Raw genomic sequence first — 22,518 nt, 5'->3', positions numbered from 1 at the left:
GTCGCGGGGGCTGTGAAGATCGTTCCTCACGCTCCGCGTGGGAATGCAGCCAGGGACGCTCCGCATCCCAAAGAGCCAAACGCAGAGCGTCCGTAGAGGCGTTCCCACGCAGAGCGTGGGAACGATCAGTCAATGGTGTTCATCCAGTTAGGAAGGGTTAAACCGGTTTGGATTTGAGATTGCGCGCATACCACGGCCGCGGCGGCACGCGGCGGAACAGTTCGGAGAGCTTTTTGTCATCGCTGCCGAAGGTGATGCGCAGCGCCAGTTTCATGGTTTCCGGGTCCATTTCCACCGAACGCCCAACCTGCAGCCCCGGCGTGGTGCTGCAACCGTGGGTATCCGGGCCTAGCCAAGGGTCGGCGATTTCGACCCAGCGGCCCGGGGCAAACCAAGGCACGCCGTTGACCTGAAGCCGGCTCACTTCCCCCGGGTGGAAACGTTCGTGGGCACGGAACCAGTCTTCGAGGCGGTCGTCGATCCAGCCATGGAAGGCCCAGAACACCGGGTTCACGTGGGAGGAAAACGGATCGCCGAGAAAGTCGTTTTCCGGTGCGAACCAACGCTGGGCGAAGTCCGACGGGTCGCGGGCGAACGGTACCGGGTGGCCGTTGGACGGGTCGCGTGGCACCGAAGCCCAGCGCATGTGCAGCCAGTCGTGCAGGCCCAGTTCCACTTCCGAACCAAACTGGCCCAGGGTCAGCTTCGACAGGTAGCGCGGGTCGCGGTAGCGTGATTCCCAGACCTGGAAATTGCTGTGGTACGTCTCAGCGGTCTTGATGTCGCTGACCCACTGGGCGTACTGCTCGTCTCCCCTGGCCAGCCAGGTCGGCGGCAAGGCCGTGCCATCGTGGTTGTCGAGATAGCGGGCGAACCCAAGGCGATCGCGCTCAAGCTCCGGTTGCGGCAAGGGGAAGTGCGGCCACGACGGCAGCGGCTGGAACGAACGCGCCGTGCCGAGCATGTGCCGGTGCATGAAAAAGAAGTCCACGCCCGAGCCGTTGCGATCCTTGCGCTTGCCGCGAGCATCACGCTCCTGGTCCCGAGGCCCAGGCTGCCAACCGATGCCGCGCAGGGCGTTGCGCTTGTCCTCGTCCAGGGTGTGCCATTTGTCCCGGGTGGCATGCCAGAGCTGGTGGAACAGCCGATGCTCGGGCGACACCAGCCAGGCCAGCAGCGCCGGGCTCAGCGGCGTGCGCTCCCGAGCCTCGGGGAAACGCCGCTTGAGGGCGATGAAATGATTGTCCTGTTCAGGCAGCGCCAAGGGACGGTCCAGGCGCCACACACGACCACTGAGGGTGGCGCTTCCGGCATTGCCAAAGCTGGCCCAGACTTCGTCCAGGGTCATGGTGAATTCATAGTCCGGCGCGTTCTGTCGAGCACTCATCAGCCGCCAGCTCAGTTGCTTCGGGTCGGTGCCGGCCAGGTCGCCCAACACCCGATAACGCGGCTCGTCGGCGCCGCGCAAGCGTTCGGCGCTGTCGAGGTAGCCCACCAGGCCACGGCCCCTCTGGCCGATATCGAGGAAGAGCTGCAGATCGTCCTGGGGCAAGCCTTCAAGGCCGGCGTCGCGGCCGGTGAAACGGATCGTCCAGATGCCCCGCAGCGTATCGGCCCGACGCTGGCCCGCTACGTCAGCCACGTCGAACGAGGCCTCGCCGGGGGTGATGCTCGGGTCCGGTCGGGTCAGTTCGCGATGCCCGTAATACACCGCAGGCACGGCGGCACCGGTCAGCGCCAGGCCTGCCATGAACCATCGTCGAGAAATCGTCATTGCCTTACCTGTGTTCGGCCCTGGAGCGGGCTTTATCCAAGCTAGAACGATGGGGGGGCTGACAAATTTATAGGGGCTGTTACGGCCTCATCGCGAGCAGGCTCGCTCCCACAGGGGAGCTGAGTACATTCGGCAGAGGCTGGTCAGCTGAAAGGTCGCCTCGCGAGCAAGCTTTGCTCCCACAGGTGAAACCCATTGCAATTGCACTGTGGGAGCAAAGCTTGCTCGCGATGGCGGCCCCGAGGACGCCTAAATTTCCCCGCCGATCACTCGTTCTCCCCAGATAGCAAAGGCCCCCGCGCCTGTCCTTCCAAGGCGAACCTGACTGAGATCGGCAATGACAACACCTCGTTCGAAAAAGGCTCTTTTCATCGGCCCGCCCCTGGCCCTGGCGTTGGCCGTCGGTGCTGGCGTCGCGGCTTGGGACCATTGGTGGCGGGACAACCCCGGCTACCCGGTCAAGGTGATGAAAGAAGCCAGGGAACTGCACGAACGCCTGCTGTCCTTCGACAGCCACATCACCGTGCCGCTGGATTTCGGCACCGCTGGCAACGAAGCCGACAAGGACGGCAAGGGTCAGTTCGACCTGGTCAAAGCCAACCGCGGCCACCTGTCCGGCGCGGCCCTGACGGTGTTCGGCTGGCCGGAGTTGTGGAACGGACCCAACGCCCCGCACAAGCCCACCGCCGGCTTCGTCGAGGAAGCGCGCAACCAGCAGGAAGTGCGCTACAAGATCATCACCGGCATGGTCCGCGACTTCCCCAACCAGGTCGCCATCGCCTACACCCCGGATGATTTCCGCCGCCTGCACGGCGAAGGCAAGTTCGCGATCTTCATCAGCATGCTCAACGCCTATCCCCTGGGCCACGACCTGAACCTGCTGGACCTGTGGACAGCGCGGGGCATGCGCATGTTCGGCTTCAGCTACATCGGCAACAACGACTGGGCCGACTCCTCGCGTCCACTATCGTTCTTCAACGATTCGCCCGACGCCCTCGGCGGCCTGTCGGATATCGGCAAGCAAGCGGTGACGCGCCTGAACGACCTGGGCGTGATCATTGACGTGTCGCAGATGTCGACCCAGGCCCTGGAGCAAGTCGCGCAACTGAGCCGCACGCCGCTGGTGGCCTCCCATTCGGCGCCACGGGCGATGGTGGACATTCCACGCAACCTCAGCGACAAGGAAATGCAACTGATCAAGGCCAGCGGCGGCGTGGTGCAGATCGTCGGCTTCTCCCAGTACCTGCGCCCGCTGACGCAAAAGACCCAGGACAAACTCAACGCCCTGCGTGAGCGTTTCGACCTGCCGCCACTGCCCAACCTGGCGATGGCGCTGATGCCCGGCGACCCGATCATCGCCGCCTGGCCGGAACAGAAATTCGGCGAATACGCCGGCCAGCTCTACGGCATCCTCGAAGACGAACCCAAGGCCAGCCTCAAGGACCTGGGGGACGCCATCGACTACACCGTGCGCAAGATCGGCATCGACCACGTCGGCATCAGTTCGGACTTCAACGAAGGCGGCGGTGTGAAAGGCTGGGAGAACGTCGGCGACATCCGCAACGTCACCGCCGAACTACTGACCCGCGGCTACTCCGAAGCCGACATCGCCAAACTGTGGGGCGGCAATTTCCTGCGGGTCTGGGACCAGGTCCAGAAAGCCTCCCGCCCCGCCATCGCCTCGACCCAGAAGACCGTCCAGCCATGAATGAACGTCGCACTTTCCTGAAGCAGGCCGGGATCCTCGCCGCCGGCCTGCCCCTCGCCGCCAGCCTGTCCGCCACGGCCAGCGCCGCCCCTCTGCCGCCGCTGCCGAAAAATAAATGGGCGCAACTGCGCTCGCTGTTCAACCAGGACCCGGACTACCTGCACTTCTCCAATTTCCTGGTCACCACCCACCCGCGCCCGGTGCGCGAGGCCATCGAAGCACACCGCGCCGCCCTGGATAAAAACCCGGGGCTGCTGTTGGACTGGGACCTGGGCGTCACCGAAGAACGCGAGGAAAACGTCCGCACCTGGGCCGGCCGCTACCTGCAAGCGACGCCCAAGCAGATCGCCCTCACCGGCAGCACCACCGAAGGCCTGTCGATGATCTACGGCGGCGTCCATGTGGCGGCCGACCAGGAAATCCTCAGCACCGCCCACGAACACTACGCCACCCACACCATTCTCGACCTGCGCAGCCAAAGGACCGGAACACGGGTACGCAAGATCAAGCTGTTCGAGAACGCCCACGACGCCAGCCACGAACAAATCCTCACGGCCATCGACCGCAACATCCGCCCCGAAACCCGGGTGCTGGGCATGACCTGGGTGCATTCGGGCAGCGGCGTGAAACTGCCGATCGACAAGATCGGCGCCCTGGTGGACAAGCACAACCAGGGCCGCAGCGATGAACAGCGAATCATTTATGTGGTGGACGGCGTGCACGGTTTCGGCGTCGAAGACCTCAGTTTCCCCGAGATGAATTGCGACTTTTTCATCGCCGGCACCCATAAGTGGATGTTCGGCCCACGCGGCACGGGCCTGGTGTGCAGCCGCAGCGAAGAGCTCAAGTACGTCACGCCGATCATCCCGACCTTTTCCGAAGCCACGGCGTTTTCCACGGTCATGACCCCGGGGGGCTACCACGCCTTCGAGCATCGCTGGGCGGCGGACGAGGCGTTCAAGTTGCACCTGCAACTGGGCAAGGCCGAGGTGCAGGCGCGTATCCATGCCCTCAACAGCTATCTGAAAAAACAGTTGGTAGCACAACCGCAGATCGAGCTGGTCACGCCGCTGAGCCCAGACCTGTCCGCCGGCTTCACCTTCTTCCGGGTCAAGGGCCGCGAGAGCGACGAGGTGGCCGCCTACCTGATGAAGAACCGCGTGATCGCCGATGCCGTGCATCGCGATGCGGGGCCGGTGGTCCGTACCGCGCCGGGGCTGCTCAACACGGAGGCCGAGATCGATCGCTTCATGGGGTTGCTGGGCAAGACACTCTGAACATGACTTATCGAGAGAGATGGATGAACAGTTTTTCGCTGAAGCTATTCCCGGCACTGGCCCTCGCCGCCCTGCTGCCCTCCGGCGCCCAGGCCTCGCAACCGGGCCAGGTCTTTCGCGACTGCAAGGACTGCCCGGAAATGGTCGTGCTGCCCACCGGCACCTTCCAGATGGGCACCCCGGAAAACGAAGTGGGACGCGAGCCCGACGAAGGCCCGATGCACCCGGTGACGTTCGCCAAGCCGCTGGCGATCAGTCGTTTCCAGGTGCTCAAGGGTGAATGGTTCGCCTACCTGCGCGACACCGGCTACACGATGCCCGACGGCGACAAACGTCCCGGTCGCGCCTGCAAGGCCGGCATCCCGGACTACCAGGGCAGTGACCCGCGCAAGCAGTACACAGACCGACATCCGGCGGTATGCATGGATTTCGCCGAGGCCAATGCCTACGTGGCGTGGTTGTCGAAAAAGACCGGTAAACAGTACCGACTGGTCAGCGAGTCCCTGCGCGAATACGCAGCACGCGGCGGCAGCGCCGACCCGTTCCCCTTCCCGTTCGATGACGGCAAGGACTACAGCATCGCCCAGCACGCCAACACCTACGGCGCGGCCGACGGCTACAACTTCACCGCTCCGGCCGGCAGCTTCGCACCCAACGCCTTCGGCGTGTACGACATGCACGGCAACGTCTACGAGTGGACCGCCGATTGCTACAACGAAAACTATGTAGGCGCCCCGAGCGATGGCAGCGCCTGGCTCAGCGGTGATTGCAAGGCACGCCGCATCCGCGGCAACGACTGGGGCGAAGCTCCGGTGTTCTCCCGCTCGGGCAATCGCAACGCGGTGTACCCCGATGCACGGGGCGATTGGCTGGGATTTCGGGTGGCGCGGGATATGTAGGCGCCCCAAGTGGGAGCAAAGCTTGCTCGCGATGCAGACACCTCGATTTAACAGGGAACCGCGTCGCCTTCATCGCGGGCAAGCCTTGCTCCCACAGAATAAATTCCCCTCCTCTCAAATCGTTCTAAAGAGGGGCACAACCCAATCCAGCGTGCCTTCGCCCTAAAGCCCTCCCGGCGAACACCCGCGATGGCCTTCGCCCTTTTCATCAAGCAGGGAAACCTCCATGAGCCAACCAACACGCGGAGTGATCAATGAACTGTTCACCCTGCTCAAACCCTTCAGGCTGATTGTCGTAGGCTCCATCCTCTTGGGCATGTTGGGCGGCCTGAGCATCACCGCGCTGCTGGCCACCATCAACGACACCCTGAACGCCGCCGTCACGCCCACGTTCCAGATGCTGATGAAGTTTGCCGGCCTCTGCGCGGCGGCCCTGCTGACCTCGATTCTTTCCGACATCGGCACCAACCACGTCGGCCAGAACATCATCGCCGAGCTGCGTAAATCCCTCGGCAAGAAAGTGCTGCTGGCGCCCATCGAACAGATCGAGCGCTTTCGCAGCCATCGGCTCATCCCGGTGTTGACCCACGACGTCAACACGGTCAGCAGTTTCGCGTTTTCGTTCGCGCCACTGGCCATCGCCTTCACCGTGACCCTCGGTTGCCTGGGTTATCTGGCCTACCTGTCGCTGCCGATGTTCTTGTTGCTACTGGTGGCTCTGGTGATCGGCACGGTCGTGCAATACGTGGCCCGGGCCCGCGGCATCCGGGGCTTCGAAGACGCCCGCGAGGCTGAAGACGCGCTGCAGAAACACTACAGCGCAATCGCCGCCGGAGCCAAGGAACTGCGCATCCATCGCCCACGCCGCCAGCGCATGTTCAGCCAGCGCATCGAAGCCACCGCCGACTACATCTGCGACACCAATATCCGCTCGGTCAACACCTTCGTGGTGGCCAAGACCTTCGGCTCGATGCTGTTTTTTGTGGTTATCGGCCTGGTGCTAGCCCTGCAATCGCTGTGGCTGGGCACCGATAAGGCCGTGCTCAGCGGTTTCGTGCTGGTGCTGTTGTACATGAAGGGCCCGCTGGAATACCTGGTGATGACCTTGCCGGTGATCAGCCGGGCGAACATTGCGTTCAAGCGCATCGCCGAACTGGCCGAACAGTTTTCCTCACCCGAACCGCACCTGCTGCTCAATGACGAGCGCGTCGCCAAGCCGACGATCCAGCAGCTTGAATTGCGTGACGTGCATTACGCCTTCCCGGCGGTCGACGGCAGCCAAGCCTTCGCCCTTGGACCGGTCAACCTGTCTATCACCCAGGGCGACATTGTGTTCATCGTCGGCGAGAACGGTGGCGGCAAGACCACGCTGATCAAGCTGCTGCTGGGGCTCTATGCCCCCCAGGGCGGCGATATCCTCCTCGATGGCGAGCCGGTGCTGGCGGCTCAACGTGACGATTATCGCCAACTGTTCACGACGATTTTTGCCGATTACTACCTGTTCGATGAACTGGTCCAGGGCGATCAACAAGTGCCTGAAAATGCCAACCGCTACCTGGAACGCCTGGAAATCGCCCATAAGGTCAGCATCCGCGACGGTGCCTTCAGCACCACCGACCTGTCCACCGGCCAACGCAAACGCCTGGCGCTGCTCAACGCCTGGCTGGAAGAACGCCCGGTGCTGGTGTTCGATGAATGGGCCGCTGACCAGGATCCGGTGTTCCGCCGCATTTTCTATACCGAACTGCTGCCGGAACTGAAGGCGCTGGGCAAAACCATCATCGTCATTTCCCACGACGATCGTTACTTCGATATCGCCGACCAACTGATCCGGATGCAGGCCGGTCGGGTCGTCAGTGAAAAGGTCCCGGCAGCCTTTGCCTGAGCCTGCCCGACGCAATGCTGTTTACCGCGAGAACACCATGAACGAACTGCTAGATGATGATCTGCTGACGCTGCTGCTGGAGGATGTCGCTGGCGACAGGCACGAAAGCTCCCGCCGGCTGGACCGCGCGCCCTTGTCTTTTGCCCAGCAACGCTTGTGGTTGGAGCAACAGCGCGCCCCGACCCGTTCGGCCTACAACCTGCCACGCGCCCTGCGCCTGACGGGCGAACTCAATGCCGACGCCCTGGAGCAGGCACTCGATCGCGTCATCGACCGCCACGACATCCTGCGCACCGCGTTCATTGAAATCGACGGCGCCGCGAGCCAGGTGGTCGAGCGCAACGTTTGCCTGACCCTGCACCGGGATGACCTTGGCACGCTCGACCAGCCGGCACGCACCTTGGCGCTCTCACAGCGCATCGAGCAGCATGCCCGGCAACCGTTCGATCTCACCCAGGCGCCGCTGATGCGGGCAACGCTGCTGCGGCTGCGCAGCGACGAACATGTGCTGTTGCTCAACATGCATCACATCGTCTCCGATGCCTGGTCCAACACGATCCTCATGCAGGACATGACCCAGGCCTATGCCCAGGCCTTGATCGGCGATCCGTCAGCGCTGCCGCCGCTGCCCATGCAATACGCCGACTACGCCACCCATCAGCGAGGCGAGTACTTGCAGAGCGCAGCCTGCCAGCGCAGCGGCGAATACTGGAGCAATTACCTGGGCCACGACCTGCCCACGCTGGAACTGCCCCAGGATTTCCCCCGCGCCACTCGCCAGCAACCGATGGCCGGACGCGTGCATGTGGCGCTTGCCCCGGCAATGGCCCAGGCCCTGGAAGCATTCTGCCAACGCCAGGGGCTGACGCCTTTCGTGGTGGCGCTGGGTGCCTGGCAATTGTTGCTGGGCCGCTACGGCAACCAGAACGACTTTACCGTCGGCGTCCCCAACGCCAATCGCAACAGCCATGAAAGCCAGGACCTGGTGGGTTTTTTCGTCAGCAGCCAGGTGTATCGGGCGCGGATCGACTCGGCCCGCAGCACGTTGGAGTTTCTCCGGGATCTACGCGCGCAGTCCCTCGCCGCGCTTGAACATGCCGACTACCCGTTGGAGCTGATCCTTGATCAGTTGCAACGTCCCGGCGTACAGGGCGCCAACCCGCTGTTCCAGGTCTTGTTCAACTGGCGCACCGGCACGCCCGCACTGCCGGCGCCGACCCGAGGTCAACTGACGCTGGAATTTCTCGATACCGGTGACAGCCAGGCCAAGTTCGACTTGTCGCTGGATGTCGACTATTCACAGCAGCAGATCGTGGCGACATTCGAATACCGCCGTGATCTCTACCGCGCAGACACCATCGAGCGCATGGCCGAGCACTGGCAGAACCTGTTGCGGGGCCTGATCGAGACGCCCGAACGCGCCCTCGGCGAACTGCCATTGCTCAACACCGATGAACAGCAGCAAACCCTGGACCACTGGAACCGCCAGCCGACTCGACTGCATCGCGGACAGTGCCTGCACCAATTGATCGAAACCCATGCCGCCGCCACGGGCGACGCCATCGCCCTGACCTTTGAAGGGCAGCACATGAGTTATGCCAAGCTCAACCGACAAGCCAACCAATTGGCCCATCGGCTGATCGCCCAAGGCGTCGGGCCCGACGTATTGGTCGGCATTGCCGTCGAGCGCACGCCGCAGATGATCATCGGCCTGCTGGCGATCCTCAAGGCCGGCGGTGCCTACGTGCCACTGGACCCGGCCTACCCGGCTGACCGCCTGGCCTACATGATCCAGGACAGCGGCGTCACGCAGATCCTGACCCAGGCCCATCTGAGTGAATCGCTGGCGCTGCCCGCTGGCATCAACTGTTTGTTGCTCGACCCCGTCGCTGTCGATGGCGACTATCCCGAGCACAATCCTGACGTGCCGATGCACCCGGATAACCTGGCGTACGTGATCTACACCTCAGGCTCGACCGGCCAGCCCAAAGGCGCGTTGCTCGCCCACCACAACGTCAACCGATTGTTCCAGGCCACGGACCACTGGTTCAGCTTCGATCAGCAGGACGTCTGGTGCCTGTTTCATTCCTATGCCTTCGACTTTTCCGTGTGGGAGATTTTCGGTGCCCTGCTGCACGGCGGTCGACTGGTCATCGTGCCCCACGCCGTGAGCCGTTCGCCGGAGGATTTCTACGCCCTGCTTTGCCAGGAAAACGTCACGGTGCTCAACCAGACGCCCTCGGCATTCAAGTCGTTGTTGCAGGTCGCCTGCGCGCCTCGCCAGCCTCTCGTCCACCGGTTGCGTCAGGTGATTTTTGGCGGCGAAGCAATTGATGTGCAGAGTTTGCGCCCCTGGTTCGAACGGTTCGGCGACCAGGCGCCGCAGTTGATCAACATGTATGGCATCACCGAGACGACGGTGCACGTCACCTGGCGACCACTGTCGATGAATGACTTGCACTGCGAGGCCGCGAGCCCTATCGGCGAGCCTATCGTCGACCTGTCCTGGTATCTGCTCGACGCGCACCTGAACCCGGTGCCCAAGGGCTGCATCGGTGAGCTGCACGTTGGCCGGGCCGGCCTGGCCCGCGGCTACCACCGGCGCGCCGACCTGACCGCCACACGGTTTATCCCCGATCCGTTCGACCCTATTCCGGGTGGACGCCTGTATCGCACCGGCGACCTGGCACGCTACCGCACCGACGGCAGCATCGAGTACATCGGACGCCTGGATCATCAGGTCAAGATCCGTGGATTCCGCATTGAACTGGGCGAAATCCAGGCGCGCCTGCAAACCCTGCCGGCGGTGCGCGATGGTGTCGTGCTGACCCATGAAGGCCCCGGCGGCCTGCAACTGGTCGCCTACGTGATCGCCACGCAACCGGCCACGGCCGAGTTACGCGAAGGTCTGTTGACCGCGCTCAAAGCGCAGTTGCCGGACTACATGGTGCCCAGCCATCTGCTATTCATCGAGCACTTGCCGCTCAATGCCAACGGCAAGCTTGACCGCAAGGCCTTGCCGGAACCGGACGCCTGTCTGTGGCATTCGAATTACCTGGCGCCCCGCACACAGTTGGAAGAAGCCCTGGCGCAGCTCTGGCAACAGTCCCTCAAGGTTGAGCGCGTGGGGATCAATCACAGTTTCTTTGAACTGGGCGGGCATTCGATCCTGGCGATCGAGCTGATTGCCCAACTCAAGGCCCGCCTGAATATCACCGTGCGGCTGCAGGAGTTGCTGGCCAACCCGAGCGTCGCCGAGCTGGCGCTATTCATTTCGCAAAAGCACCGCGAACAGACCCCATGCCTTGTCCCCTTGAACACCACCCCCACCGGCGCGCCGCAGTTGTTTTGCCTGCATCCCAGCGGTGGCATCGTGTTCTGTTACCAGCCGCTGGCGCGCAAACTCCAACCTCGGGCGCGCACCGTTGGCGTCATGCACCGCGGCTTCAGCGAACCCCACGCCGGGCCTGAAGCCTGGCGCGAGATGATTGCCGATTACAGCCAGGAAATCGTCACGGCCCAGCCGCAAGGTCCCTATTACCTGATGGGCTGGTCGTTGGGCGGCGCCATCGCGCTGGACATCGCCGCGACGCTGGAAAGCCAGGGCCACACCGTGAGTTTTCTCGGCTTGGTGGACAGCACGATTCCTGAACACCTGTACCCGGCGACGTTGTCGCGTCATCGGCATTTACCAGGCGCTGAACAGGCCGACCCGGCCTCTCAGGATCTGCTGGAGGCCATCGAATATTTCGACCTGCTGTTTCCGACCCTCACCGAACGCACGGCGGCTTACCGGCAAGAGCACCCCGCCAGCACGGTCCAGGCCTTCCATGAATGGGCCACCCGCCAGATCGAGCCGGGGCGAGGCGATTTGCTGTCAATCGTGCAGAGCGTCAAGGATGAAGTCATGAACGCTCAGGCGTTCTCCGTGCATGATCGGTTGCTGGAGGCTTTTGAGGGGTTCAGCTTCAAACCGGTGCGGGTACGTCCCAGTTGCTGGTGGACACAGGCGGAGAAAACTCCGGAAGAATTGGCGTTTTGCGAAGCCTTGATAAAGGGTTACAGCCTGGCCGGGGAGCTGCAATGCTCGGTGCATTCTCCGTTGCGGCATCGCAGTATGATTTTTGATGATGTGTTGCTTGATTCGCTGGTCGAGGTTTTTTTGGCCAGTACGATTGAAGGGGAAAAGCGCTTAGGGTAGGTGTGTATATCCGTTTCTTCGGTAACGGCGGCTTAGGGTTCCGCCCTTACGGCGGCTCACTTTTGAAAAGCCCGGAAGCCGGCCCAGTCAAAAGTAAGCAAAACGCTACATGCCCCACCACTTGGTGCCTCGCCTAGGCTCGGCATGCCCTCACTCCGGCATTGCTCCGTGGGCCGCCGCGAAGGGCCATCCATGGCCCAGCGCGGCTATCCCGGCATCCATGCCGGGATGCCCACTCCACAATGCCTGCGTTCGGCCAGCGTGGTTAACGGGGCGCCGAGATCAACGTCCAGCACGAGGCGGCCTAGTAGCCGACCTGGCTCTCCCGGTCGTACGCCCATCAGATCTGCTTGAGCAGAATCTGTGGGAGCAAAGCTTGCGCGCGAGGCGGCCTTACAGCCGGCCTGGCTCTCCCGCTCGTACTCCGATCCCATTGTGGGAGCGAGCTTGCTCGCGAAGGCGTCGGCACAGCCAACATCACAGCAAACTGATCCACCGCTTTCGCGAGCAGGCTCGCTCCCACATGGGGCTGGCGGGTGTTCACAGCATCCCCACACGACACAAAAAACCTTTGGGAGCGGGCTTGCTCGCGAAGGCGTCGGCTCAGCCAACATCACAGCAAACTGATCTACCGCTTTCGCGAGCAGGCTCGCTCCCACATGGGGCTGGCGGGTGTTCACAGCATCTGCACACGACACAAAAAACCTGTGGGAGCGGGCTTGCTCGCGAAGGCGTCGGCACAGCCAACATCACCGAAAACTGACCCTCCGCTTTCGCGAGCAAGCCCGCTCCCACATGGGGTTGGCGGGTGTTCACAGCATCTGCACACGACACAAAAAACCTGTGGGAGCGAGCCTGCTCGCGATGACGCCAGCACAGCCAACATCACTGCAAACTGAACCACCGCTTTCGCGAGCAAGCCCGCTCCCACAGGAGAAACGCGGTCTCATCAAGAACCAGGCCGGCTGTTAGGCCGCCTCGCGGTGGACGTTGATCTCAGGCGCCCCGTTAACCACGCTGGCCGAACGCAGGTATTGCGTAGTGGGCACCTCGGCATGGATGCCGAGGTAGCCGCGCTGGGCAATGGATGGCCCTTCGCGGCGGGCCCACGGAGCAATGCCGGAGTGAGGGCACACCGAGCCTAAGCGAGGTGCCGAGTGGTGGGGCAAAAGCGCTTTGGTTACTTTCGCCTGGGCCGGCATTCCGGCTTTTCGAAAGTGACCCGCTGTAAGAGCGGAACCGCCAGTAGCCACTACCGAAGAAACGGATATGCCCCCTCCCCACGCCCAAAAAAAACGGCGCCTCCCAATTCCTGAAAGAAGCGCCGTTTTTCCAAGTGAACAACATTACGCACAAGACGTTTTTCTAGTTCTCGCGCAAATCAGAACTGCGGTTTGTAAGTCACGCTGAACATCAGATTGCGCGGATCACCAAAGTTGTTGTTGCCATTGAGCTGGTTGTAAGCGGACGTTATGTACGTCTTGTCAAACAGGTTGTTGGCATTGACCGCCAAAGCGATTTCCGGCGTCAGCTGATAGCCGACACGGGCGTTCCATACGGTGTAACCCGGGATTTCACGATCATAGTCGTAAACCATCGTGTGGCTTTGGGTGGTGAAGCCCAAGCCGGTGCTGACACGGCTCCAGTCGCCAGTGAGCTGGTAGTTGCCCCACACCCGCAGCATGTGTTTCGGCGTCCAGGTGCTGTAGATGCTGCCTTCATTGCTCGGATCCTCCAGGTACTTGGTGGTGTTGTAGGTGTAACCCGCAAACAACTGCAGATTGTCCATCACTTCACCACTGATTTCGGCGTCGATCCCCTGGCTACGCACTTTGCCTGAGGCTACCGAGCAACCCGAGCCACCACACCCCGAACCGCCGTCGTTGATCGCACGGTTCTCATGGTCGTAGCGGAAGACAGCCAGGGAGGTATTGACCCGACCATCCATCAATTCGCCCTTGAGGCCGACTTCATAGTTGCTGCCGACTATCGGCTTGAGCACCGAACCGCCGGCGTCCCGATTGGTCTGCGGCTGGAACACGTCGGTATAACTGGCATACACGGCCCATTCACGGCTCAGGTCATAGATGATACCGCCGTAGGGCGTGACCACTCCGGTTTCAGTTCCGGTGCTTGGCGTGTTGGTGACAATGCCGTTGGCCGCGGTTTCGGTTTTCGACTTGTAGCTGAAGTCATACCAACTGACCCGGGAACCCAGCACCAGCGTCAAGTCGTCGACCGGCTTGACGCGCCAGGTGCCGTACACACCTTTCTGGCGGATATCGTATTTGCTGAGGGTACCCTGGCCGCCCGGGCTATTGATCAAACTTTCATAGCTGATGTCCGGACGATCATTGTTCAGATCGAAGATGGAGTCGCTGGTGTTGTTGAAGGTACGGGCATAGCGATCATCCGTCTCCAACTGAGAGAAGTTGCCGCCCAGCATGACTTCCTGCTCCATCGACAAGGCTTCGAACTTGCCAGTCAGGTTCATGTCCAGACCAGCCTTCGTGGACTGGAAATCGGTCACGAAGTCGGCATATTGCACGCCACTGCCATCCGCCAAGAGACCACCACCCCTTTGGACTCGCTGGTTTTTCGCCTGGTTGTCTTCGGTCATGTACACGGCACCGACCTTGAAGGCCCAGCCATCGTTGAAGCGATGCTCCAGATCGGTGTAATAGGTGGTGACATCGATTTCTGACCGGTTCCAGCGCGCGCCCGTATAGGTCGAACGCGACACGTCCGGCATCGAACCGTCAGCGTAGCGTGGCAAGCCACGGATATTGCCGCGCGATTCGCCGTTGGATTGGCTGACCGCGAAGCCCAGGGTGGTGTCTTCGTTCAGGTCGACGTCCAGCGCGCCGTACAGCGAATGGGTCTTGCTCCACGCATGGTCGACGAACGAGTTGCTCTGGTCTTCGTCGACGACGATGCGGCCGCGAATGTTGCCGGCCTGGTTCAGCGGGCCGCCGGCGTCCAATTGCAGGCCGTAGTGATCCCAGGAGCCGGCCTTGCCGGTCAAGGTCACGGTGGGTGCGTTCTGGCCACGCTTGCGCACCAGGTTGACGGCACCACCGGGGCTGCCAGTGCCTTGCAGCAGGCCGGAGGCGCCGCGCATGATTTCCAGGCGGTCGAAGAAGATCAGGTCCTGGGTCGCCCAGTTGCCCAGCGAATAGGTGTTACGCGGGATCGGCACACCGTCGTACTGCCAGTCGTCGATCTGGAAACCGCGGGACGACAGGATCATGCCCTGGCCGACGCCCTGCAGGCCGACGATGCCGGTGGTCTGGTTGACGGCGTCCTTGAGGCTGACCAGGTTCTGGTCATCCATCTGCTTGCGCGTCATCACGGTGATCGACTGGGGAATTTCCTTGAGGGTGTGGGTGCCCTTGCCGATGGTCACGGCGTTACTGGTGTATGAGTTGCTGCCTTCGGTGGTAGCGCCCACCGATTCTGCACTGATGGTGGTCGCGCCCAGCTCGAGGCCTTCACCGGCAGAACCGCGCACCAGCATCAAGGTATTGCCCTCGACGCTGTAACGCACGCCAGTGCCCTTGAGCAATTCGGCAATGGCCGTCTGCGGGCTCATCTTGCCGCTGACGCGGGTGCTCCTCAGGCCGGCCATATCAGCAGCGTTGTAGATCACTTGCTGGTTGGTCTGCTGACCGAACGCTTGCAGTGCCTGCGGCAGCGGTTGCGCAGGAATGTTGATGCTGACGTCTTCAGCCATCACCTGAGCGCTGAGGGGCAGTACGCAGACCAACCCCAGACCGGCCAACACACGCCGCGAACGCAGGCCGCGGGACATGACGAGTGCCTTGAACAGAGGTTTCAACTCATGAATGGATGACATCGTGCTCTCTATTATTGGTAGAAGTAAAAGTCCATGGGGCCGAAGGGCCCGCCGCTCGCCAGCACACGTGAACCCGCACGGTCGATTGCCCCAAGGCAATGTCAGTGCATGGCCGACCGGCCCCTCCCCGGGCACGGTCATCTGGCTGGACGACGGCGAAATCTTTGCTGGACAAACCCGGTGCCTGGACGTCCTGCCCGACCCGATTTGCCCACATACCTAAGTAAGACGCAGCACTTGGCAAAAACCGGAATGAGTTTATTTATCATTCGCGAAAAAGATTAAAAAAAAGGCCGTCGCTGTTGGGCGACGGCCTTTTGTTTCGTGTGATCCGATCGTTCCCACGCTCCGCGTGGGAATGCCGCCTGGGACGCTCCGCGTTCCATTTCTGGGAATCTCTGTTGGGCGGCGACCTTTTGTTTCGTGTGATGTCAGTTGCTTTGCGCAGCCCTGGCGGCTTGCAGCTGCCGAGCCTGTTCGGTCAGGCGGAGCTTTTCCTCGGGGCTCATCGCTTCCATGCGCAGGCGGACCTGGGCCATTTTCTCCAGTTGCCCCGGACTGCTCTCTAGCGCCCGCAAGGCCAGCGCCAGCGACGCCACGGTCGGATGATCGAAGACCAGGCCCGGATGAATTTCGCACTGCAACAACTTGCGAATACCGGCCACCAACTTGATCACCAGCAACGAATGACCTCCGGCGGCGAAGAAGTCGCGATCGATGCCCAATCGCTCCAGCCCCAGCAACTGCGCCATGCGTGCGGCGAGCAATTGCTCCAGCGCATCGCGCGGCGCGGCGTCTTTGTCATCCGTTGCCGCACCCGCCAACTGCTGCAATGCCTTGCGATCGATCTTGCCGTTGACCAGTCGCGGGAACGCTTCGATCAGCTGCATGTGCTGGGGCACCATCACGCTGGGCAGGCGGGCGCTCAACCCGGCACGGACGGCGTCCAACACGCCCGTCGCGCTACCCGGCTGTGCCACGATAAAGGCCAACAGTCCCTGCTCGACCGACGTCGCCGGCAGCACCAGGGCTTCGGCCACCTGCGGCATGCGCAGCAGCACCGCCTCGATCTCCGCCAGTTCAATACGGAACCCGCGCACCTTGACCTGCTGATCACGCCGACCGTACAGCTGGATCGCCCCATCCGGGCGATACCGCGCCAGGTCGCCGGTGCGATATAACCGCTGCGCCGGATCAAATGGACTCTGGATGAACGTCTGCTCATCGGCCTCGGCATGCAGATAGCCCCGGCACAGCTGCGCGCCGCCCAGGTACACCTCACCCAGCACGCCCACCGGCGCCAAGCGCAGATCGGCGTCCAGCAGGTAAACCTGGTTGTTGCCCAGCACCTGAGTCAGCGCCGCACAATCGCCGACCGCGCCGTGCAGCGACAACGGGTGAATCATCACCCCCACCGTGGCTTCGGTCGGCCCATAGTGGTTGAACACGCGACAATCGCTGCGCAACCGGGCGATGCGCTCGATCAACGTCGCGGGGATCGGCTCGCCGCCCAGGATCAGCGTAAGCGGCAGTGTCGCCTGCTCACTGTCGAGCAACGCCGCAAGGTGCGACGGCACGATTTTCAGGCAGTCGATCCGTTGCTGCTGCACGTACTGGGCAAACAACGCGCCGTCCTGCATCTGCTCATCGCTGGCCACATGCAGGGTGGCGCCATTGAACAACGCACCAAACAACGCCGTGTTGCCCAGGTCTGCCGCCACGGTGGAGCTGAAACCGACGTTTTTGCACTGCGCGAGCCCCAGGGCCTGACTGGCCTGGGCGGTGTAGTTGAGCAATTGCCGATGCTCGATCACCACACCTTTGGGCACCCCGGTAGAGCCGGATGTAAACAACACGTAGGCGATGTCGTTGCCTTTGGTGGCGAGCACCGGCAAGGGCGCTGCCGACTGACTGAGTTCAGCCAATGTCAGCGCCTTGTACGGCTGCCCCTGCCAGGCCGGCAGGTGTGTCGCATCGGTGAGCAATACAGCCGCGTCGGCCTGTTGCAGCATCAACGCCTGGCGCGCCTGGGGCCACTGCACATCCAGGGGCAGGTACGCCGCCCCTATGCGCCAGCTCGCCAGCATTGCAATCACCAGTTCCGCCGAGCGCGGCAACGCCAGCGCGACAATCGCCCCCTGGCCCAGACCTAGGTGCTTGAGGCCCTGCGCCACACGGTCGACCCGGGCTTGCAACTGGCCATAGCTCAAGTGCTGATGGGCGTCGGTCAGGGCGATGGCGTCCGGCGTACGAATCGCCAGCTCGGCGATGCGCTGCGGCAGATAACGGCCATCCGCCAATGCCTGCATCGGCGGATTGATCGCCCGCAAGCGCTGCTCTTCGCTGCGACTGAGCAAATCGAGCTGCGCCAGTGCGGTTTGCGGGGTGGCAAGGATCGACGCCAACAGCACGCCGTACTGTTCCAGCACGACGCCGGCCGAGGCGAGCGAATAACGCGAACCGGCGTAAGACAGATTGACCGCGGCAAGCCGCTGGGCATCGTCCAATTGAACCTGTAACAACAACTCGAACGCATCGGCCTGCACAAGCGTTGGCTCCGGCGCCCAGTTCAGGTCGCCACTGCTCCGGGCACCGCTCGCCTGCCCCAGGGTAAAGCCATAGGCCGGGCGTGCGTCAGGCGCCAGGTCCGGGGTCCAGTATTCCTGCCAGGTGCGATGGGCTTCGAGGCCCGCCGCCAGTTCGCTCAACCACTCGCTGAACGCCACGCTGGCGGGCAACGAAACGCAAAGCGGCAGGGTTTTCTCGAATACGCCCATGGCATTGGCGAAGTATTCATAGTCGCCACGGCTGTCATGGCGCACGCCGACCAGCGCCTGCTCAAGCCCGCTCAAACGTCCCAGCAACACCCACCAAGCGCCTTGCAGCAGCGTGGCAAGCGGCTGGCCGAGCTGCTCGGCCAGACGGTACAAAGCGTCACGCTGGGCAGGATCCAGCATCAGCGACACGCACGCAGCGCCTGCACCGGTTTCACTGCCGGCGCTGCGTGCGGCCAACCACGGCGTGGCGATGTCCGTCTGCACGCCGTGCAGGTGCTGCTGCCAGTAGGTGCGTCCGGTGGCGGCATCTTCATCCAGCACCACCTCACTGCGCCATTCCAGGTATTGGGTGAACTCGCCCGGCGCGTCTTCCACTCCCTGGATCCCGGCGCAGGCTTGCTGCACCTGCTCAAGCAGCAGATTCAGGGACGGCCCATCGGCACTGTAGCGGGCGATGCCCAGCACCAGTTGCCATTGCCGTGGCGCCAGACGATAAAGCCCGGCCTGGAGGCTTTCCGATTCGCCGAGCACAAAAGCGCGACCCATCGAGTCCTTGATCTGCGCCTGGATGTCCTCGGCCCGTTGCTCGCTGGCCTGTACTGTCAGCGGGAAGCGAACGGCGCTGGCGGCGGCCTGACGCCAACCGTGGAAACCGGCGACTTTGCCCAGCCGCGCCAAGAGCATCGGCTGCTGCGCCAGCAGCGTATCGAACGCGACCTGCAAGCGCTGCGGATCGAGATCACCGTCGATCACCACGTTCAGCCAGCGCAACGCCTCGCCACAGGTCGCCGTGGGCGACAGTTGTTCGAGCAGCATTTGTTGCTCGGGCGTCAGCGGGAAACTCGGGTCCTGTTGATCCATCGTTACTTCGTTCATGCTCCGGTTTCCTCCAGATTGCGCCTGCCCTGAATCGCGGGCCCGGCACTGGCCGGGTTGTCCAGCGCGTTACGGTCGTACATATCGCCCATGGCTACCACGATCTTGCGCGGGCCCTCGAACGGGTCGCGGGCGTGGGCCACCAGCATGTTGTCCAGCAGGATCACATCACCTTTTTGCCAGTCAAAACGCACCGCACAGGCTTCATACAACTCACCGATACGCGCCATCACCTCGTCCTCAATCGGTGTGCCGTCGCCGTAATACACATGCCGAGGCATGCGCTCCAGGCCGAACATCGACAACAGGTCCTCCCGCACATCCGGGTCCAACCAATAGATGTGATGCAATTGCACCTGGTTGAAGAACGACTTCTCTCCGGTGATCGGGTGCGTGATGATCGCGGGCCCCGGTGTGCGGGTCTGCAACTCGTCGTTATCGAGCCAGCGCCATTGGATGCCGCCCGCCCGACAGCGGGCCTCCACTTCAAGGCGGTCTTCGGTCTTGAAGAAGTGCTGCCACGACACGTCGAGTTTGTCGGTGAAGGTGCGTACGTACAGCAAGCCTTTGTCTTCGAACTTCTCGCGAAGGTCCGCCGGCAATCGTTCATACATCAACCGGCAATCCACCACCGGGGTCGCGCCGCCTACCGGTGCGGCTTGCTCGCAATAGAACATCTGCTTGCGCGGCCAGCGGTCCTGATGGGAGCTTTCGTTGTGGAACAGGATCATCTTGCGCTCGGGATACGGCGTGGAACGGTAGGTGTTCTTGCCGCCTTCTTTCTTCGGCAGGTCGCCGTACTGACCATAAAGCCCTGGCTGTACCGCTTCGGCGAAGGCTTCAAAACCCTGGATACCGTCCAGCTCGAAACCGCGGAACAGAATGCCCGCATGTTCGGCCAGCTTTTGCTCGATCAGTGGCCGGTTCTGCTGGATCCACTCGATGACATCCAGATGGGGCTCGCCCGGCTCCAGCATCAAGGGAAAGCGCTGCGGTGCAGCCACCAGTGATTCACGCACCCGCGCCGCACGAGGCTTGGCGAGGGGTGTCACGGAACGCTTGAGAAACTTGCCCAGTTTGTCGGCCTTGGGCCCCGGGACGGTGGCAGGCGTGACGGCCGCCGCCATGTTGTCGACTGGCATGCTGATAGCTCCCAATTGAATGTCCTGATCAGCGACGATCTGTTCCAACAGGGCTGTCCAGGCCTGAATCAGGTGCTGGATGCGCTCATGTCCGAACAAGGTTGTGGCGAATTGCCAATTACCGCGCAATTGCCCTTCTTCTTCGTCAACGAACAACGCCATATCGAATTTAGAATGGGTCTCGAGCGCCGGCAGCAATTCCACGCTCAACCCGGTCATGGAGCGGGTGCGCACCGGCACGTTGTTCATCACGAACAACACCTGGAGCAACGGGTTCATGCCCTTGTGTCGCGGTACGCCCGAGGCTTCGACAATCTGGTCGAACGGCAAGTCCTGATGCTCCAGGGCGCCGAGCAGGTTGTCCTGGGTCTGCCCCAGGAAGCGCGAGAACGTGGCCGCGGCGTCGAAGCGCGAACGCAGGGGCAGTACGTTGACGAAGAAACCGATCAGCCGCTCCAGCTCAGGCTGTTCACGACCTGCCACGTCGGCCCCGACCACCAGGTCTTGCGCGTCGCAGAGCCGATGCAACAACACCTGGAAGGACGCCAGCAGCGTGCTGTACAGCGTGACACCGGCCTCGCTGGCTAACCGGCGCAAGGCCCCGCTCAGCGCGGTGGAAAGCTGGAACTGCAGGGCATCGCCGTCGTAGGACGCCGTCTGGCCCCGGGGGCTGCTCAGCGGCAAGTCCAGGCGCCCTTCGTAGCCGCCGAGCCGGTGTTTCCAGTACTCGGCCTGGCGCACCAGCACGCCCTGCTCCTCCAGCGCCTGTTGCCACAGCGCGAAGTCATGGTACTGAACCTCCAGGGGTGGCAGCGGCATCGGTTCACCCTTGAGGGATGCCTCGTAGACCTGCACCAGTTCGTTGATCAACAGCCCCATCGACCAACCATCGGAGATGATGTGGTGCATGGCGTACAGCAACACGTGCTCCGTCGGCCCCAGGCGCAGGATCCGCCCGCGCAACAGCGGTGCCTGTTCCAGGTCGATGGGGATGCGCGCGTTTTCCAGCATCGCTCGGGCCACCTGTTCCTGCTGGGCACTGGGCGACAGGCCAGCGAGGTCGATCACCGGGAAGTCCAGTTGCACCTCATCGGCAATCAGCGCCAGCGGATCGCCTTCTTCGTCCTGGACATACGCGGTGCGCAGTACGTCATGACGGCGAGCCACATCGGCAAAGCTGCTCATCAGGTGCGCCACCGACAATTCGCCGCACAGGCGTAGCGCCATGGGCATGCCATAGGCCGACGTACCGCCGGACAATTGTTCGGCGATCCACAAACGTCGCTGCACCAACGACAGCGGTGCCGAACGTCGCGGCCCATGGGCCTTGAGCCGGACTTCATGGGAATCGCCCGCCCGGACCGGTCCATCGGCAGTGCCAGCCATCAGGACCGCCAGCGCCTTGAGCTGTGGATGATTGAACAAGTCACGCAGGCTCAGCGGATAGCCCGTCAGCTTGCGCAAACGCGAGACCGCCTGGGTTGCCAGCAAGGAGTGGCCGCCGCGTTCGAAGAAATGGTCGTTACGACCGACCTGCTCCACTTCCAGCACCTCTTGCCAGATACCGGCGATCTGTAGCTCCAGTTCGCTGACGGGCGCCTCGTAACCGCTTTGCGACAACCCGGTCTCCACGGCCGGCAACGCCCTGCGGTCGAGCTTGCCGTTGGGTGTCAGGGGCAGTTGTTCGAGGAACAGCAGGTGCGCCGGGATCATGTAGTCCGGCAGGTGTTCGCGCAGGGCGGCCTTGAGTTCATCGCGCAGGGCGCGTTGGGCTTCGGTGGCATTCAGGTTCAGCGTCGGGACGACCACGTAGGCCACCAGTTGCTGACCGCCCGGGGCGTCCTGGGCCAGGACCGCGACGTCACGCACCTCGGGCTGTTGCAGCAGCCGCGCTTCGATTTCCCCCAGTTCGATACGGAAGCCGCGGATCTTTACCTGATGGTCGATACGGCCCTGGTATTCGAGCACGCCATCGGCGCGGTAACGGCTCAAGTCCCCGGTGCGGTACAGGCGTTCGCCGGTTGTGGAGAACGGGTTGGGCACGTATTTTTCGGCGGTCATCGCCGCGCGGCCGAGGTAACCACGGGTGATGCCCGCGCCGCTCAGGTACAGCTCCGCCGAGA

10 protein-coding genes are annotated in these 22,518 nt (G+C 62.7%); 5 read left to right on the top strand and 5 right to left on the bottom strand.

Features of this window, described 5'->3' with window-relative positions:
* Window positions 1–157: 157 nt before the first annotated feature.
* On the bottom strand, window positions 158–1,774 hold the full coding sequence (locus tag KGA89_RS25475) for a PvdJ/PvdD/PvdP-like protein (RefSeq protein WP_223472806.1): 1,617 nt from the start codon (window positions 1,772–1,774) through the stop codon (window positions 158–160).
* Window positions 1,775–2,111: 337 nt separating this feature from the next.
* On the opposite strand from KGA89_RS25475, the gene pvdM reads away from it, so the two are divergent.
* The 5 genes from pvdM (at window position 2,112) to KGA89_RS25450 (ending at window position 11,744) form a co-directional block, all read left to right on the top strand.
* A complete protein-coding gene (gene pvdM, locus KGA89_RS25470; RefSeq protein WP_223472805.1) occupies window positions 2,112–3,482 on the top strand; it encodes a pyoverdine-tailoring dipeptidase-like protein PvdM in 1,371 nt (456 codons plus the stop codon).
* Window positions 3,479–4,759, top strand: a complete 1,281-nt coding sequence (locus tag KGA89_RS25465; RefSeq protein ID WP_223472804.1) for an aminotransferase class V-fold PLP-dependent enzyme — start codon at window positions 3,479–3,481, stop codon at window positions 4,757–4,759. Before pvdM ends, KGA89_RS25465 begins: the two co-directional genes overlap by 4 nt.
* A gap of 23 nt (window positions 4,760–4,782) precedes the next feature.
* Entirely contained in the window at window positions 4,783–5,658 is an 876-nt protein-coding gene (locus tag KGA89_RS25460) for a formylglycine-generating enzyme family protein (RefSeq protein ID WP_028237324.1), read from the top strand.
* Between the two features lie 226 nt (window positions 5,659–5,884).
* Complete coding sequence (locus KGA89_RS25455; RefSeq protein WP_223472803.1) at window positions 5,885–7,543, top strand: cyclic peptide export ABC transporter; 1,659 nt, start codon at window positions 5,885–5,887, stop codon at window positions 7,541–7,543.
* Window positions 7,544–7,580: 37 nt separating this feature from the next.
* The gene (locus KGA89_RS25450; protein ID WP_223472802.1) at window positions 7,581–11,744 is read left to right on the top strand and encodes a non-ribosomal peptide synthetase; all 4,164 of its coding nucleotides are present in this window, start codon (window positions 7,581–7,583) and stop codon (window positions 11,742–11,744) included.
* Between the two features lie 968 nt (window positions 11,745–12,712).
* Here KGA89_RS25450 and KGA89_RS25440 read toward each other — a convergent pair.
* From KGA89_RS25440 to KGA89_RS25425, 4 genes are all read right to left on the bottom strand, one after another.
* Window positions 12,713–12,880 carry a nucleoid-structuring protein H-NS gene (locus tag KGA89_RS25440; RefSeq protein WP_155499102.1) on the bottom strand — a complete coding sequence of 56 codons (168 nt, stop codon included), beginning with the start codon at window positions 12,878–12,880 and terminating at the stop codon, window positions 12,713–12,715.
* A gap of 245 nt (window positions 12,881–13,125) precedes the next feature.
* Entirely contained in the window at window positions 13,126–15,600 is a 2,475-nt protein-coding gene (locus KGA89_RS25435; RefSeq protein ID WP_033028134.1) for a TonB-dependent siderophore receptor, read from the bottom strand.
* A gap of 431 nt (window positions 15,601–16,031) precedes the next feature.
* Window positions 16,032–19,253, bottom strand: coding sequence for a non-ribosomal peptide synthetase (locus KGA89_RS25430; RefSeq protein ID WP_223472801.1), 3,222 nt, complete (start codon window positions 19,251–19,253; stop codon window positions 16,032–16,034).
* Window positions 19,250–22,518: condensation domain-containing protein (locus KGA89_RS25425; protein WP_223472800.1), on the bottom strand; the 3,269-nt coding region annotated here is incomplete at its 5' end. The genes KGA89_RS25425 and KGA89_RS25430, both read right to left, overlap by 4 nt.

The sequence above is a fragment of the Pseudomonas sp. A-RE-22 genome, from assembly GCF_019956035.1.
Lineage (GTDB): Bacteria > Pseudomonadota > Gammaproteobacteria > Pseudomonadales > Pseudomonadaceae > Aquipseudomonas > Aquipseudomonas brassicacearum.
The sequence above is the reverse complement of the archived record's forward strand: the minus strand, read 5'-3'. Positions and strand labels throughout refer to the sequence as shown.

Excerpts from the sequence above, each read along its gene's own strand:
- KGA89_RS25460 (WP_028237324.1), top strand. The coding sequence starts at position 4,783 with ATGAACAGTTTTTCGCTGAAGCTATTCCCGGCACTGGCCCTCGCCGCC.
- KGA89_RS25450 (WP_223472802.1), top strand. The coding sequence starts at position 7,581 with ATGAACGAACTGCTAGATGATGATCTGCTGACGCTGCTGCTGGAGGAT.
- KGA89_RS25455 (WP_223472803.1), top strand. The coding sequence starts at position 5,885 with ATGAGCCAACCAACACGCGGAGTGATCAATGAACTGTTCACCCTGCTC.
- KGA89_RS25430 (WP_223472801.1), bottom strand. The coding sequence starts at position 19,253 with ATGAACGAAGTAACGATGGATCAACAGGACCCGAGTTTCCCGCTGACG.
- KGA89_RS25475 (WP_223472806.1), bottom strand. The coding sequence starts at position 1,774 with ATGACGATTTCTCGACGATGGTTCATGGCAGGCCTGGCGCTGACCGGT.
- pvdM (WP_223472805.1), top strand. The coding sequence starts at position 2,112 with ATGACAACACCTCGTTCGAAAAAGGCTCTTTTCATCGGCCCGCCCCTG.
- KGA89_RS25435 (WP_033028134.1), bottom strand. The coding sequence starts at position 15,600 with ATGTCATCCATTCATGAGTTGAAACCTCTGTTCAAGGCACTCGTCATG.
- KGA89_RS25465 (WP_223472804.1), top strand. The coding sequence starts at position 3,479 with ATGAATGAACGTCGCACTTTCCTGAAGCAGGCCGGGATCCTCGCCGCC.